The following is a 14,557-nucleotide window of genomic DNA, read 5'->3' on the forward strand; positions in this document are numbered from 1 at the left end:
GATTTCACGCTAATAATAGTGTAGGAGCTTTTGCTTTCAATTAGAACTTTAATCAAAAAGGACACCCATGCTGAGGGTGTCCTTTTTGATTAAGATTCTTGATTTGTTTGTTCGTTTTTCTTTTGAATCGCTTTCAGCTGAACAGATCGCTCATCGTTTTCTTCAAAAAATTGAACGAGATCGCCGATGCGGTCAATGCTGTTCCAGCTGAGATGATGTTCAATGCCTTCTACATCATCATAAATTTTCTCTTCATCTACACCAATGATTCTTAAAAATTGCTCTAGCAGTTCATGTCTGTATACGAGACGTTTTCCAATTTTTTTGCCTTTCGGGGTTAAAATTAGACCACGATACTTCTCATAAATGAGGTATTCATCTTTATCTAGCTTCTGAACCATTTTTGTTACAGAGGAGGGATGGACAGCGAGTGCTTCTGCAATATCAGAGACTCTGGCATATCCTTTATCTTCTATCAGCATATAAATTTGTTCAATGTAATCTTCCATACTAGGTGTAGTCATAAAACCCCTCCATAATGCACCTTTACTTAATAATCAACCCAATTCTACACCATCGTTCATTAAAAAACAAGGAGTGTCCTTCGGCTTAACGCTTGTAATTCCAATCATCTGAGGCATATTTCGTTTTTGCGAGATGATGGACAAACGCTAATTCTTCATCTGTCAGCTCATAAGGTTCAAGCTCAATATTTAATCCTTTTTCAAACCCTCTTTTAAACGCAGCACGCGCATCGTCTATTGTACATGTTCGGTCTGAGATTTCATTGATGGCAACCGCTTTGTTTTTAAAGCTTCGCTGCATCCGCTCTCTCACCCGGTCGTTTGGATAAAGGAACAAATCGAACAATTTGTCCTCATCAAGGTCAATTAAAATAGATCCATGCTGGAGAATGACACCTTTTTGTCTCGTCTGAGCACTGCCCGCTACCTTTCTGCCTTCTACAACAAGCTCGTACCAAGAAGGGGCATCAAAGCATACAGATGATCTTGGGTTCTTTAAGCTTTCCTTTTCTTTATCTGTACGAGGAATGGCAAAATACGCATCGAGTCCCAGCTCTTTAAAGCCCTCTAAAATGCCTTCTGAAATAACGCGGTACGCCTCTGTCACCGTCGCTGGCATTTCTGGATGTTCCTCTGACACAATCACGCTGTAGGTCAGCTCCTGGTCATGAAGTACTCCCCGTCCTCCGGTTGGTCTGCGGACAAATCCAAGACCATATCGCTTGACGGCTTCTAGGTTGATTTCTTTTTCAACGTTCTGAAAATACCCAACAGATAATGTCGCCGGATTCCATCCATAAAAGCGGATAACAGGCGGGATGAGCTTCTCGCTATGCCAATAAAGCAAGGCTTCGTCCATTGCCATGTTAAAGGCAGGGTCTTGGTTTCCTGAATCAATGAAACACCATTTCTCTTTTTGCATATAAAATCCCTTCTCTTTTACGTAGTCAATGTTAGATGATGGTGGTGACCACCGGTTTTCTCTCTTCATCAGTCTATCAAATAGGGACGGAATTGAAAATAATTCTTACCATTTATGATGACAAGTTTCTTATGCTTTACTATAATAGTATTTGTCTAAAACGTACCATCAGACAGGCTACTGTGCTGATGCTCAAGAAGGAGTCGAGTTGTATTGTCAATATTCAACTATATCGTCCTCTCACTTTGTGGACTTTTCGTTCTTTATTCCATCGGCAGCTACATTTATCAGCAGCGCATTATGAAAACGCTGACGGAAGAAGAATTTATTAAAGGTTACCGCAAAGCCCAGCTCATTGATGTGAGAGAGCCAAATGAGTTTGAAGGCGGACATATTTTAGGGGCAAGAAATATCCCCCTTTCCCAACTAAAGCAGCGCAAAAATGAAATACGTCCTGACAAGCCTGTTTATCTCTATTGTCAAAATAATTTTAGAAGCGGAAAAGCAGCCCAAACTTTACGTAAAAACGGCTGCCGTGAGATTTATAATTTAAAAGGCGGCTTTAAAAAATGGGGCGGCCGCATTAAAACGAAGAACTAACTAAAAAGACTCTGGGAGCATGATTCCCCCTGAGTCTTTTTTCTTTATTTTCTTTCAAAAACGAGAACTGGATTCCGTGCGGCCTTTGTTTCATCCATACGTTTGACAACCGTTGTATGCGGCGCTTCCTGCACCACTTCAGGATTCTCTTCTGCTTCTTTCGCTATCTGAATCATTGCTTCGATGAATGCATCAAGTGTTTCTTTTGATTCTGTTTCAGTCGGTTCAATCATGATACATTCCTCTACATTGAGCGGGAAGTAGATCGTTGGCGGATGGTAGCCGAAATCAAGTAATCGTTTGGCAATATCCAGTGTCCGCACACCTAATTTTTTCTGACGTTTACCTGAAAGGACAAATTCATGCTTACAGTGACGATCAAACGGCAAATCATAATGAGCACTTAAGCGGCGCATCATATAGTTCGCATTTAACACGGCATTATCGGTTACAGCCTTTAAACCGTCTGGCCCCATAGAGCGGATGTACGCATAAGCTCTGACGTTAATGCCAAAGTTGCCATAGAATGGCTTCACGCGCCCAATTGATTCTGGACGGTCATGATCAAAGTAAAAACGGCCTTCCTTCTTCACAAGCACTGGCTTTGGCAAATAAGGAATTAATTCCTTTTTAACGCCAACAGGACCTGAGCCAGGACCTCCGCCTCCGTGCGGGCCTGTAAAGGTTTTATGAAGATTTAAGTGGACAACATCAAATCCCATATCTCCTGGTCTTGCTCTGCTTAAAACAGCGTTCAAGTTGGCTCCGTCATAATAAAGCTTACCGCCAGCTTCATGAACGATTTCAGCCATTTCTAAAATGTTTTCTTCAAAGAGGCCTAGTGTATTCGGGTTTGTAAGCATTAAAGCAGCTGTTTCTTCATTAACAACGCGGCGTAAATCTTCTAAATCAACAAGCCCGTTTTCGTCAGATGCGACGGTAATGGTTTCAAATCCAGCGACTGTCGCAGATGCCGGGTTCGTTCCATGAGCAGAATCAGGCACAATGACTTTTGTACGCTGATGATCTCCCCTTGCTTCATGATACGCACGGATCATCATAAGTCCCGTCCATTCGCCATGTGCTCCTGCCGCAGGCTGTAATGTCACAGCGTCCATTCCCGTAATTTCTTCAAGATGTTCACCTAGATCGTATAGTAATTCTAATGCACCTTGCACAGTTTCTGCCTCTTGTAGCGGATGAACCTGCGAGAACCCTGCAAGGCGTGCAACCTTTTCATTAATCTTTGGATTATATTTCATCGTGCATGAGCCAAGAGGATAAAATCCAGAATCGACCCCATGATTGCGTCTTGATAATGCTGTATAATGGCGCATAATATCAAGCTCAGATACTTCAGGAAGCTCAGCATCTTCATCACGGATATACGTCTCATCAAATAAAGACGGGATCTCCTGTTCAGGTACATCTAAATCAGGCAGACTGTACCCTATTCTTCCTTCTTTAGATAATTCAAAAATAAGCGGCTGATCTTGTTTATTCATGGCGATCCCCCAATTCCTTGATAAACGTATCAATTTCTTCTTTTGTTCTTAGCTCTGTCACGGCTACAAGCATGTGCTGCTGAAGCTCTGGGTAGTCTAGCCCCAAGTCGTAGCCGCCGATGATTCCTTTTTCAAGCAATCGTTTATTGGCTTCTTTCACAGGCTCCTGTAACTTGATCACAAATTCATTAAAATGCGCCCCTTCTACATCCGCCTGCAGTCCATATTTTTCTGCCTGCGTCTTGGCATAATGGGCTTTTTGCACGTTTTGATAGGCGATATCTTTTATGCCTGTTTTTCCTAGTGCCGTCATGGCAACAGAAGCAGCTAATGCATTTAATGCTTGGTTTGAGCAAATATTTGACGTCGCTTTATCTCTTCGAATGTGCTGCTCACGCGCTTGAAGGGTCAGAACAAATCCACGAACACCATTTTCATCTTCTGTCTGCCCGACTAAACGACCTGGCACTTTTCTCATCAACTTTTTCGTCACAGCAAAATATCCGCAGTGAGGTCCGCCAAATGCAGCCGGGATGCCGAACGGCTGCGCATCACCAACGACAATATCTGCCCCGAGTTTTCCAGGCGGCGTCAATAGTCCGAGTGCGAGAGGATTGCTAGAGACAGTGAACAGGCTTTTTCCTTTATGTGCAATGGGTTCAATGTCTTTTAACGGCTCGACTACACCAAAAAAGTTTGGATATTGCACGAGAACTGCTGCTGTATCATCGCAGATTGCTTTTTCCAATGCAGCTAGATCTGTCTGCCCTTTTTTCGCAGGCACTTCAATAACTTCAATGTTTTGTCCTTTGGCGTATGTTTTCAGCACCGCTCTTGATTCAGGGTGAACCGTTTCAGAAACAACCACTTTTTTCTTCTTTGTGTGTCCCGCAGCGAGCATTGCCGCTTCAGCCAGTGCCGTCCCGCCATCATACATCGAGGAGTTGGCAAGATCCATACCAGTCAGCTCAGCAATCATTGTTTGAAATTCAAAGATCGCTTGCAATTCACCTTGCGAAATCTCCGGCTGATAAGGTGTATACGCTGTATAAAATTCAGAGCGTGAGATCACATGATCGACAATGACAGGCTGGTAATGATCATATACACCTGCACCAAGAAACGATGCATAGGAAACTGTATCCTTATTCTTTGCAGCTAGTCGGGATAATTCCCTGACAAGCGCTGTTTCAGATGCGGCTTCTTTGATGTTGTATGCTCCTTTGAATCTAACTTTCTCTGGGATATCTGAAAAAAGCTCATCAATCGACTGTACGCCGATGACATCCAGCATTTCTTTTTGATCTTGCTCTGTTTGCGGCAAATACCTGTGCTTCATCCTCTATTCCCCCTCGTTATTTGGCTCTTTTATAAAATGGTGTTGCGACGATTTTGGCTTTTAGACGTTTTTTGCGAACTTGTACTTCCACCTCTGATCCAAGCTCCGCCTCTGAGGTTTCGATCAAAGCAAGCCCGACATTTTTCTTTAATGTTGGGGATTGAGTGCCCGTTGTGACAATCCCAACCTGCTTTTCTCCTGAAAAGACTGGATAATCTGTACGCGGAATCCCTTTATCAATCATTTCAATGCCGACAAGCTTTCGCTTCAGTCCCTCTTCTTTTTGTTTTTTAAGTGCAGCTTTTCCGATAAAATCAGCTTCTTTATCCGTTTTGACAGCAAAACCAATGCCGCCTTCTAATGGAGAGATATCCTTTGTCAGCTCCTGGCCGTAAAGCGGGAGTCTCGCTTCAAATCTCAAGGTGTCACGTGCACCGAGTCCGCATGGAATGAGTCCTTTTGGCTGCCCCGCTTCTAATAAAGCGGACCAAAGGTGGACCGCATCTTCTGACTGGCAGTAAATTTCAAAGCCATCTTCCCCTGTGTAGCCTGTTCTGGAAACGAGCACTTCTTTATTTGCGACCTCAGCTTTTGATAAAAACGTAAATGGCTTAAGCGATGTCACCTCTTCACCCGCCACCTCTTTGATGATGTCAGCTGCAAGAGGTCCTTGAAGCGCTAGCAAGGCGGTTTGATCAGACATATTTTTGATCAATACATCATCCTTCTCTTGGTGCTTCAAAAGCCAATCCACGTCTTTATCGATATTTGATGCATTGATGACAAGCAAATAGTGATTCTTTTCTTTTTGGTAGACGAGCAGGTCATCTACCGTTCCGCCATCTTCATAACACATGGCTGTATATAGTGCCTTACCGTCTGTCAGCTTAGACACATCATTGGTTAATAACCTTTGTAAAAATGGAAGGGCATCTTGACCTTTGACGTCCACCTCACCCATGTGAGACACATCAAAAAGCCCTGCTTTTGTTCGAACAGCTTCATGTTCTTCTTTAATGGAAGAAAATTGGACAGGTAATTCCCAGCCCCCGAAGTCAATGGTTTTTGCGCCAAACGTTTCATACGCATGAAAAAGCGGTGTTCGTTTCAACATCAATCGTTTCCCCCTTTTTTCTCACAGTGCAAATGCAAGCTGAATTTTCAGAAAAAATCACAGCAAAAAAGGACAGAGCGCTCCCTTTTATCAAAAAGAAGTCTCTGTCCTTGCACCTGAAAGTTTACAGCACAATATCATTGTGCGTTTTCCCCTTTGGTGGTTTGCTAAAACCCTTAAGCAAACACTCTCCAGAGTTGCGTCCGGTAAGAGTACTTTTGCCTGAGAGATTCACTGAATCATTCAGCTTGCTCCTTCGGCGCCTGCCAGTGCAAAATAACCGCCAAGTCTCTCCCCATACCATCATCCGCTCATATTTTTCACATTTATTGGACATACTATCAAAATGGGTGACTTATTTTCTAGATCACTTATCAACATCCTACCATTAGAAATGGATGAAGAGCAACAGAAAAATCATTAACATTTTTAAAATAACCCTTCGATATCGTTCGCTTTTATTCATATATCTAGTCTTTTAGAGACCTCCAAAAAAATGAAGCGTTTAAAAACAGAACAATTTTATCAGATCCTACTAGAAAGAAAGGCAGGCGACCACATTGAATATTCAAACGATTTTTGATCAGGAATGGGCAAATGAATTTCAGCAGCGGCTTTCAGCAGACGGCCCCTGGGCGAACTGGGATATGTATCGTTTAGCGACGCAGGTTCAAAAAGTCACAGCCATTGATTCATTCGAGGGACTGCAAGCTCCCGCGCACCTGCCTGCATTCACACCTTTAAAGCACCAGCTTGAAGTAGCCAGAAGAGTCGTAGAAGAAATGAATGGGAAAGCCATTCTAGCAGATGAAGTGGGACTTGGAAAAACCGTAGAAGCAGGACTCATTATCAAAGAATACATGATTCGTGGACTTGCCAAAAAGATTCTCATTCTCGTCCCCGCCTCCCTTGTGTCTCAGTGGGTACAGGAGCTGCGGACGAAATTTTATATTGATGCTGTTGAACAAAAAAAGAGCTATGTGTGGGAACAGTGTGACGTAGTCGTTTCCTCTATTGACACAGCCAAAAGACAGCCGCATCGAGACACGATTTTATCGATTGCCTACGATATGGTCATTATCGATGAAGCACACAAACTGAAAAACAATAAAACGAAAAACTATGAATTTGTGAGAAACCTGAATAAGAAGTTCTGCCTGCTGCTGACAGCCACACCTATTCAAAACCGGATCGGAGAAATATTTAATCTTGTTTCCCTTCTGAAGCCAGGCCACCTAGGAAATGAACATCAATTTAAAGATATCTTTGCCAAAAAGGACTTGCAGCTTGAAGACCATGACCGATTAAAACAGCTCGTCAATAAAGTGATGATTCGAAACCGAAGACAAGACACAGGCATCGAGTGGACAAAACGGCATGTCAAAACGATTTCCATTGATTTCTCTCCGACAGAACAAGCATTGTATGATGAAATCTGCAAGCTGAAAGAGAATCCTTCTTATACAAAGCATATGTTTTCCATTATGACCTTGGAACGAGAATGCTGTTCAAGCCGTGAAGCAGTTTATATGACGATTAAAAAAATGCAGGAAGAAGAAAAGCATATTCTCGGATCTTCTGCTATAGCGCAAATCATGGAGAAAATCAATCAAGTGGAGCAAAACTCAAAGGCGCTTGAAGTGGTTAAACTCATTCAGCAGTTAAATGAGAAGGTCATTATTTTCACCGAATACCGCGCCACACAAATTTATTTACAATGGTTTCTACAGCAAAATGGTATCAGCTCTGTGCCATTTCGGGGCGGCTTTAAGCGGGGCAAAAAAGATTGGATGAAAGATTTATTCAGAGAACGGGCGCAAGTGTTAATTGCGACAGAAGCTGGCGGCGAAGGGATCAACCTTCAGTTTTGTAACCAAATCATTAACTACGACCTCCCTTGGAACCCGATGCGTTTAGAACAGAGAATTGGACGTATCCACCGCCTTGGCCAAGAGCGAGATGTCCACATTTACAATATGGCAACGAGCGGAACAGTTGAAGAGCATATTTTAAAGCTTTTATATGAAAAAATTCAGCTGTTTGAAAACGTCATAGGCGATTTAGATGATATTTTAACAAGAATTGATATTAAAGATGTCGAAACAGAATTGCATCAAATCCTCTTCCAGCATGAACCAGGCGGAGACATGAAAAAGAAATTAACCCAGTTTGCTTCTTATTTAACTGAAGCACAAACACCACTTTTAGAAAAAAGACAGCAAGGCTCATAAAGGAGAGTTGATCAATGGAGCAGCATGACATTCACACCTTTCTTCTCCGTTTTTTCAAGACGAATCAATGCAGCATATTAGAAGAAAGTGCAGGACATATGACCGTACAGCTGACAATTGAAATGGATAAATTGATTATGAACCGTCCTTTTTATTGGCACTGGCTTGAAAAAACTGGCGGTGTACCTGAACCGCGGCAATTGACTTTGATCACAGATCAAAAAAAAGCGGGTGATACGATCAGTGGTGAATTTATCCATTTCGGCTCCCCCCGGTTATTTCAAATATTTGAGGCGGTCAAAGAGCAGGGCCGTTTTATCAGGCTTTATGAACGAGTCAGCCCGCTCACGAACAACCAGATCGCCCTTGAGCCATGGCTTGGTCTCAATGTAAAAATTTCTTACCTTGCAGACCGGAAGAAGGATAAGCTTTTATCATTAGGCCTTCATCTCATTCGCGGAGAAGTCATTGAACAATTTCAAGAGAAGCTGGAAGTTCGTGAGCTGTCGTCTCAAATTCCCGATTATTGCTTTACGATGAGCACAATGATTAAGCCAGAGAGCGGAATCAAACGGCTCTACAGCCTTATGGAGCATTATGCCCATGAGGAGCCGGACGACTGGGCAGTGCGCGCCGTTCAAAAATGGAAGGAAGACTTCGAACTTTTAAACCAATTTTATGAAGGGACTTCAGACACATCTGTAGAATATGAAATAGAAAGACAAGCACTCAAAACTTTATACGAACCAAAAATCAGTCTTACGATTGAAAATGGCGGACTTTTTTACTTACAGCAAAAAAGAGGAGGTTGACTCATGGTCCCCTCCCCTTTTATGTGACATACGATTTTCGATCAGTCTAAAGCTAAGTTTGTCTGTTTGTATTGGGCGGAAACATGACGCAAGCAAACTATGAGGTCTTACCACCTATGTCTTTCCATTTCATGCGTTAAGTGCCTGAAATACATGATTCAGTATTTTAGGAGGGTATTTGTATGGAAAAGAAAACGAACAAATTAGACAGTGAATGGGTTCAATTATTACGCGAAGCTCGCAAGGCAGGACTAACAGTTGAAGAAGTCCGTCATTTCCTCAAATCAAATGAAAAGTCCTCTGAGTCTCCCCCTCTGGTAAGAAGTCATTCTATCAAACCTTTCTGAATGTGCTATAATATCGAAAGGAAGGTGATGACATTGATTGGCCAGCGTATTAAACAATACCGCAATGAAAAAGGCTACTCACTATCAGAACTGGCCGAAAAGGCTGGGGTAGCGAAGTCTTATTTAAGCTCAATAGAAAGAAACTTGCAAACAAACCCCTCCATTCAATTTCTTGAAAAAGTCTCCGCTGTTCTGGACGTCTCGGTTCATACACTTTTAAACGAAAAAGATGAAACCGAATACGATGGTCAATTAGATAGTGAATGGGAAAAACTAGTTCGAGATGCAATGACATCAGGGGTTTCGAAAAAGCAATTTCGTGAATTTTTAGATTATCAAATCTGGAGAAAAAAGCAAGAAGAGGAGTAAAGCGCACGTTTTAGCGCATACTCCTCCAATTGCTATGCAGACCTTGATATCAGCCTAAAGACTGGCTTTATTTTTTATCTTCGCTGTGTGCTTTTTCGTTTTCTTTCACGTAGCCTTTTTCATCCGTATGCTTTTTTGGATTGATCGTTAAACCATTCCACTGAGTCGCTTCGAAGGAAAGATCAATTTGAATCGCATCGCCTTGGTATTTATTTTGGATATAGTGACCAGCTTTATCCTTCGTCTGGTCATTGATAAATTCAATGATCATTTCCATTTTATCGTAATCAAACGGATTCTTTGGAATGCCGTCATACTCTGGAGCCACTGTTCCATCAACAGTTGCTACATTAATTTTCCCACTTTCATGTAAAAACTTCTCATCGACGGCATGACGAAGCTTTTCAAATGCGGTCTGATCCTGTTTTGACGTTAATTGATGCAAGTCAAGCAGGTTTGCATGGTCTAAAATAATATTTTTCGGATAACCATTTCCACCTTCGGCTCCAACCGTAAGAACACTCACCTGAAACTGGCTGAGAAATTCTTCAGCTGTATTTTTACCGCCATTCTTCGCGGAAGATCCATCTGTAAACTGGCTATAATCAAGACTCATCAGCACTTGGTTAATTGCTAGTGATCCCTTATTATCAAAATGAAATTCTTTCTTGATCCGATCACCAGGTTTTAAGTTCGAAAGGTTGATGGCGCCGGAGTTCTCTTTAGCAGATAAATCCAGCTCTCCTGTCGAGTAGACCGCGTTTGCCTTTTCAATATCATTAAACGCCGCCCATGTTCCCCCGCCAATTAATGCAAGACCTAAAGCCCCTGATAATACACCTAAACGAATTGATTTCTTCATTGCCATGAATAAACCCCCTAATATATTGTTTTATTGAAACCTGATTAGGTTACAAACGATTTAAGCTTGTTCCTCTGAGATATGTACATCAGCCGTGTGTCTACGATGTTTTGCTGCGCCCACAAAATGAATGGTTGAATAAACGAGCAGCATGACACCTGGTATAATAAGGAGCAAAGCAGTTCCAGCTGATGTCCCTGCATACGAAAGAAGCTTTCCTGCATAAGGAATGTTCACTCCCATATACTGCGCAGTTACCTGATCCGCTTTTACCAGCGTACCGTCTTGATACATATTATTGTCACCCTTCGTCTCAAACGCTTTATTTGCACCCTTTCCCTTCACCCCAACAATTCGGTGGGTCACAAAGGACTGATCCTGCTTTGTTTGAAACGTAATAATATCTCCTTTTTTGAGCGTCTCAGGTGAGGCAACCTGTTTTACGACAATCAGTGACCCAGCTGAAAATTCTGGTTCCATCGAACCTGATAATACTTGCTTCAATTGATAACCGAAGATCTGAGGTTCTCCTCCTGTTGTTCTTGATGACAACACGACAATAATAGAGGCTATCATCACCGTGAACACCATCACATAAAGAATACTCCCAGACATCTTCATCCATTTTTTCATAACCCCTTCTCCCCTTCGCCTATCATTTTTTCACTTTAAACGACAGCTCCATTTAGGACGCCTTTTCTTGACACTTTGAGAGCACCATCGGTTTAGACCAAAAGTACGCCTGATCAGATGCGCTAAACCCTTTAGGATAATAGATTTTAAATGCATAGCTTCCATTTGTTTTTGCTTTATCTGTCGTGACAGTCGCTGTTTCTTGCGATAACAGGGACTTTATGGAGCCCTTTTCAAGAATATGACCATCTTGTAATGGCTTCTGACCATTTCCTATTTTATGTAATTCCCACTTCCATTCAGAGTACGCAATAGGCTGTCCACTATTTTTTAGTGTCATGCTCAGCTTTTGAGGTGCGCAGACTGTTCCTTCGATCATCGTTTGATCGATAAGCTCCAATTGACTTTCATCCCATTTTTTCGGCTGACAATGCTGATCTGTCTGTTCAAAATTTTCACATGTTTTCATGACAAAGTTTTTGTGCTCAACATCGTTAAAAGAAGCATTCGTTGGTGTCATGATGGAAGACGTCAAAATCAAACAAATGGCACAAAAGAGTACAAAGAGCGACTGTTTCATTCATTCCTTCAACTCCTTGAACAACTGTTCTTTAAAAAGAACGATTATATACAGTATAAGGAAATACCTATAAAACCCAAAACGTCAAATTAGTCCATTTTGTTCTTAAACAAGAACCATTACGAGAAAATTCTCCCATTTTCTCATTTTTTCACCATATTCAATATTTTTTTGTGTGACATTTGTACTTCTTAAAACTTACATAAAAATGTAGGATTTGGTCAGGATATGAAGAGGTGAGGTGATGTTAAGTGAAATATGGAAAAATCATAATCATGCTCAGTTTACTGCTGAGTTCTATGATTCTAGAGGTCAAACCCGTTGATGCGAGAGGTTTGACTGCCGCCGCAGATCAATGGGAAACGCGGGCAGTCAAAGAAGCAAAAAAAAGATACCCGCTAACGCAAGTATTATTTAAACAAAAAGTATGGGACCGCCACCGCGATAAGGAATCTGTGAAACAGTATCATATTACGTTAAAAGACCATACAAAGGAATTTGGGGTATTCGTCACCATTTCCTATAACCCTTACTCAAACAAGGTGAATAAAGTGATTGTTGTGGAGGAATACAGCTAAAGTGGCATAAAAAAACCGCCTGCTGGGCGGCTTTTTACTTTCGTCGATGGCGCTGACGTTTTTTAAGCATCATGGATAAGCCAAACGGCAGAACCCCAAATAAACGCTGTGAAAACGGCGGTTTCGTTTCTATTTTTTCTTGTTTGTGTTCCTTCCGTTCGTCACGTGGTGTATTCATATATTTAATGATTTCCTGCGTCATATATTTTACATAGTCATTTGTTTTCAAGCACTTTCACCTCTTCTTCCTTCAAGTCTTACCAGGAAGAGGATGATTTTATACACTGGCTAATCAGGATTTGCCCATCTCATGATTTCACCGGTCTGCCCATCCAGCATTAGTTCCCGCTCATCAGATAAACCATCCTTTGTTTTCACCTTCACCAAAACAAGGACAAGTTTTTTCTTAAGATCGCATTTCATCCGCTTCAGTGTCACACGGCCTTCTTCAGTATCAATATGGGTTTTCTGTTTCGCACAAATACGTTCTACTGTGCTGGCAGCTTCACTCACACCCACCCTAAAAAGCTGCTGTTTTTTATAAAAAGAAATCGTCAGCTCTGCACTTCTCAGCTCTTTTTGAAACCCCATCGTTATCGCCCCTAGGATCAAGAGAAAAAATAAAATCGCCGCAAGCACATGCGGATAGATAAACCCTTCCTCTCTTTTCACGATTTAGGAACCACCCCTTTATATGTGAAAATAACGGCTTCATGAACCTTACCAGATCCATCTGTGACTTTCAGGATGGCTCTATGCTGACTCGTTCTCACTTGAAATTGTTTCACCTTATGCAATAAAGGAAGATGTCCAGCTTGATCCGTTCGTTTTCGAAGCATCTCTTGATATGGCTCAATCGTTACCACTCTCCCTTGATCAGAAATATACTCTAACGCTTTTCCACCTTTCACTGATTTCACAGCATCGGCACGACTTAATTCCTCATCTAATTGCAGGACAGTCTGTTTCCACTCCATTTGGGAAAATCCGTTGATGTCTTCAAATGGACGAGCTTTCTCCGCTGCTGAAAAAATCAGCCCACAGCCAAAAGAAAGAAATAGAAAGAGCTGCAACTGCCACAAAGCTTGTAAAAGGGCAAAAGCTTTGTCATCGCTCCACATGCTGAAAGCATATGGTCTCTTTTTTTTGTACTTTGTATGAAACACATCCCTTCTGTTTACGCCAATTGAAAACATACGTGATCTCGCCTCTCTTCTTTTTAATGGAAGATGTTGTCCCATTTATGAACGCTTCATTCATCTGTTCATGTAAAACCTGATAAGCTTCAAGCTTGGCTCTCACTTCCTCTTTCCCCATCATGAGTTTTTCATAGGCTGGCATGAGCACTAGGGCAGCAAATAGAAAGAGATGACAGGCAAAAAGTGTCTCAAACGTACTAAATCCTCTATTGTTTTTGAACATGGATTCGCCCGCTTCCTAAATAAATCGTCAGTTTATACGTTTGACTACCAAATTCGACAATGAGAGATCCACCGCTGCTTGGATGTCCGTTTGCATTAAAATAGATACCTTGCGAGAATGTAGAAGTTTTGATGCTGCCCTTTTTATGTTGATAAGAAGCAATGACTTCGTTACTCTTTTGATCTATTACCTGATAAGATACATGCGGCGGATGGATCCCAACATGTACACGTGTTTTTTTGATAAATGCAGTATATGATGCCAATTGAAGATCTTGTTTCATGATGTTTACTTGTCTTTTGGCTTCAGCGCTCTCTATTATATTTGGGATTTTCCCTCCCATGATCGACAATAAAATCGATAAAACAAGTAAGATCATCAGCTGTTCAATCAGGGTAAAACCCTTCTCATGTAAAAATAATTTATTCATGCTTCACGTTGCCGTTTTGAATGACAATCGCTTTTCCATTAGGACAAGTTAACCCCTTTTTGACATAACCTTCTTTTTCTAATTCAGCTAAAGATGGCGTCTTCCCATCATGCTCCAATTCATATGCCATCACTTGTGTGCTGACCATTGATTTAAGCCCTTCACAGCCCTTTGCCTGAATAGCTTGGTGATGACGTGTGATATTCGGTATGGTAATGAGTAAAAGAATGGATATTACGAGCATAACTATTAACATTTCTAACAGGGTAAATCCTTTATCATTCATGTC

At 41.6% G+C, this 14,557-nt stretch carries 20 protein-coding genes and 2 riboswitches; of the genes, 6 read left to right on the forward strand and 14 right to left on the reverse strand.

Features of this window, described 5'->3' with window-relative positions:
- Positions 1-89: 89 nt before the first annotated feature.
- Both mntR and EV579_RS07220 read right to left on the reverse strand, forming a co-directional pair.
- Positions 90-524 (reverse strand): transcriptional regulator MntR, encoded by a 435-nt coding sequence (gene mntR / locus EV579_RS07215; RefSeq protein ID WP_024422961.1) that lies wholly within the window; start codon positions 522-524, stop codon positions 90-92.
- An 85-nt stretch (positions 525-609) separates the two neighbouring features.
- Positions 610-1,446, reverse strand: coding sequence for a lipoate--protein ligase family protein (locus EV579_RS07220; protein WP_024422962.1), 837 nt, complete (start codon positions 1,444-1,446; stop codon positions 610-612).
- A gap of 219 nt (positions 1,447-1,665) precedes the next feature.
- On the opposite strand from EV579_RS07220, the gene EV579_RS07225 reads away from it, so the two are divergent.
- A complete protein-coding gene (locus tag EV579_RS07225; protein WP_024422963.1) occupies positions 1,666-2,046 on the forward strand; it encodes a rhodanese-like domain-containing protein in 381 nt (126 codons plus the stop codon).
- 44 nt (positions 2,047-2,090) lie between these two features.
- Here EV579_RS07225 and gcvPB read toward each other — a convergent pair whose 3' ends face one another.
- From gcvPB to gcvT, 3 genes are read right to left on the reverse strand one after another with little or no spacing between them, the layout of a single operon-like run.
- Positions 2,091-3,551: an aminomethyl-transferring glycine dehydrogenase subunit GcvPB gene (gene gcvPB / locus EV579_RS07230; RefSeq protein ID WP_133744190.1), complete on the reverse strand. Its 1,461-nt coding sequence runs from the start codon at positions 3,549-3,551 to the stop codon at positions 2,091-2,093.
- Positions 3,544-4,890, reverse strand: a complete 1,347-nt coding sequence (gene gcvPA, locus EV579_RS07235; protein WP_133744191.1) for an aminomethyl-transferring glycine dehydrogenase subunit GcvPA — start codon at positions 4,888-4,890, stop codon at positions 3,544-3,546. Before gcvPA ends, gcvPB begins: the two co-directional genes overlap by 8 nt.
- 16 nt (positions 4,891-4,906) lie before the next feature.
- Positions 4,907-6,004: a glycine cleavage system aminomethyltransferase GcvT gene (gene gcvT / locus EV579_RS07240; protein ID WP_024427995.1), complete on the reverse strand. Its 1,098-nt coding sequence runs from the start codon at positions 6,002-6,004 to the stop codon at positions 4,907-4,909.
- Between the two features lie 102 nt (positions 6,005-6,106).
- A riboswitch (glycine riboswitch) is annotated at positions 6,107-6,201 on the reverse strand.
- Positions 6,202-6,204: 3 nt separating this feature from the next.
- A riboswitch (glycine riboswitch) is annotated at positions 6,205-6,311 on the reverse strand.
- Between the two features lie 253 nt (positions 6,312-6,564).
- Between gcvT and EV579_RS07245 the strand changes: the two genes are divergently transcribed.
- The 4 genes from EV579_RS07245 (at position 6,565) to sinR (ending at position 9,763) form a co-directional block, all read left to right on the forward strand.
- Positions 6,565-8,235 (forward strand): DEAD/DEAH box helicase, encoded by a 1,671-nt coding sequence (locus EV579_RS07245; RefSeq protein ID WP_133744192.1) that lies wholly within the window; start codon positions 6,565-6,567, stop codon positions 8,233-8,235.
- 14 nt (positions 8,236-8,249) lie between these two features.
- Positions 8,250-9,047 carry a YqhG family protein gene (locus EV579_RS07250; protein WP_133744193.1) on the forward strand — a complete coding sequence of 266 codons (798 nt, stop codon included), beginning with the start codon at positions 8,250-8,252 and terminating at the stop codon, positions 9,045-9,047.
- A 182-nt stretch (positions 9,048-9,229) separates the two neighbouring features.
- Positions 9,230-9,394 (forward strand): anti-repressor SinI family protein, encoded by a 165-nt coding sequence (locus EV579_RS07255; protein WP_073206269.1) that lies wholly within the window; start codon positions 9,230-9,232, stop codon positions 9,392-9,394.
- A gap of 33 nt (positions 9,395-9,427) precedes the next feature.
- Positions 9,428-9,763 carry a transcriptional regulator SinR gene (gene sinR / locus EV579_RS07260; RefSeq protein ID WP_024422969.1) on the forward strand — a complete coding sequence of 112 codons (336 nt, stop codon included), beginning with the start codon at positions 9,428-9,430 and terminating at the stop codon, positions 9,761-9,763.
- A gap of 67 nt (positions 9,764-9,830) precedes the next feature.
- Here sinR and tasA read toward each other — a convergent pair whose 3' ends face one another.
- The 3 genes from tasA to tapA are packed head-to-tail and all read right to left on the reverse strand — an operon-like array spanning position 9,831 to position 11,838.
- Positions 9,831-10,631 carry a biofilm matrix protein TasA gene (tasA, locus tag EV579_RS07265; protein WP_024422970.1) on the reverse strand — a complete coding sequence of 267 codons (801 nt, stop codon included), beginning with the start codon at positions 10,629-10,631 and terminating at the stop codon, positions 9,831-9,833.
- Between the two features lie 54 nt (positions 10,632-10,685).
- Positions 10,686-11,258 carry a signal peptidase I SipW gene (gene sipW, locus EV579_RS07270; protein ID WP_024422971.1) on the reverse strand — a complete coding sequence of 191 codons (573 nt, stop codon included), beginning with the start codon at positions 11,256-11,258 and terminating at the stop codon, positions 10,686-10,688.
- Positions 11,259-11,310: 52 nt separating this feature from the next.
- Positions 11,311-11,838: an amyloid fiber anchoring/assembly protein TapA gene (tapA, locus tag EV579_RS07275; protein ID WP_133744194.1), complete on the reverse strand. Its 528-nt coding sequence runs from the start codon at positions 11,836-11,838 to the stop codon at positions 11,311-11,313.
- Between the two features lie 299 nt (positions 11,839-12,137).
- Between tapA and EV579_RS07280 the strand changes: the two genes are divergently transcribed.
- Positions 12,138-12,416, forward strand: a complete 279-nt coding sequence (locus EV579_RS07280) for a DUF3889 domain-containing protein (RefSeq protein WP_171464609.1) — start codon at positions 12,138-12,140, stop codon at positions 12,414-12,416.
- A gap of 34 nt (positions 12,417-12,450) precedes the next feature.
- Here EV579_RS07280 and EV579_RS07285 read toward each other — a convergent pair whose 3' ends face one another.
- The 6 genes from EV579_RS07285 to comGC are packed head-to-tail and all read right to left on the reverse strand — an operon-like array spanning position 12,451 to position 14,554.
- Entirely contained in the window at positions 12,451-12,645 is a 195-nt protein-coding gene (locus EV579_RS07285; RefSeq protein WP_024422974.1) for a YqzE family protein, read from the reverse strand.
- 59 nt (positions 12,646-12,704) lie between these two features.
- Positions 12,705-13,088: a competence type IV pilus minor pilin ComGG gene (locus EV579_RS07290; protein ID WP_133744195.1), complete on the reverse strand. Its 384-nt coding sequence runs from the start codon at positions 13,086-13,088 to the stop codon at positions 12,705-12,707.
- The gene (gene comGF / locus EV579_RS07295; RefSeq protein WP_257802613.1) at positions 13,085-13,612 is read right to left on the reverse strand and encodes a competence type IV pilus minor pilin ComGF; all 528 of its coding nucleotides are present in this window, start codon (positions 13,610-13,612) and stop codon (positions 13,085-13,087) included. The genes EV579_RS07290 and comGF overlap by 4 nt, the downstream gene beginning before the upstream one ends.
- A complete protein-coding gene (gene comGE, locus EV579_RS19270; RefSeq protein ID WP_133744197.1) occupies positions 13,524-13,838 on the reverse strand; it encodes a competence type IV pilus minor pilin ComGE in 315 nt (104 codons plus the stop codon). Before comGE ends, comGF begins: the two co-directional genes overlap by 89 nt.
- On the reverse strand, positions 13,822-14,268 hold the full coding sequence (gene comGD, locus EV579_RS07305) for a competence type IV pilus minor pilin ComGD (protein ID WP_133744198.1): 447 nt from the start codon (positions 14,266-14,268) through the stop codon (positions 13,822-13,824). The genes comGE and comGD overlap by 17 nt, the downstream gene beginning before the upstream one ends.
- Entirely contained in the window at positions 14,261-14,554 is a 294-nt protein-coding gene (gene comGC, locus EV579_RS07310) for a competence type IV pilus major pilin ComGC (protein WP_024422977.1), read from the reverse strand. Before comGC ends, comGD begins: the two co-directional genes overlap by 8 nt.
- Between the last annotated feature and the right edge of the window lie 3 nt (positions 14,555-14,557).

The organism is Bacillus sp. BK450 (assembly GCF_004364885.1).
Lineage (GTDB): Bacteria > Bacillota > Bacilli > Bacillales > Bacillaceae > Bacillus > Bacillus safensis.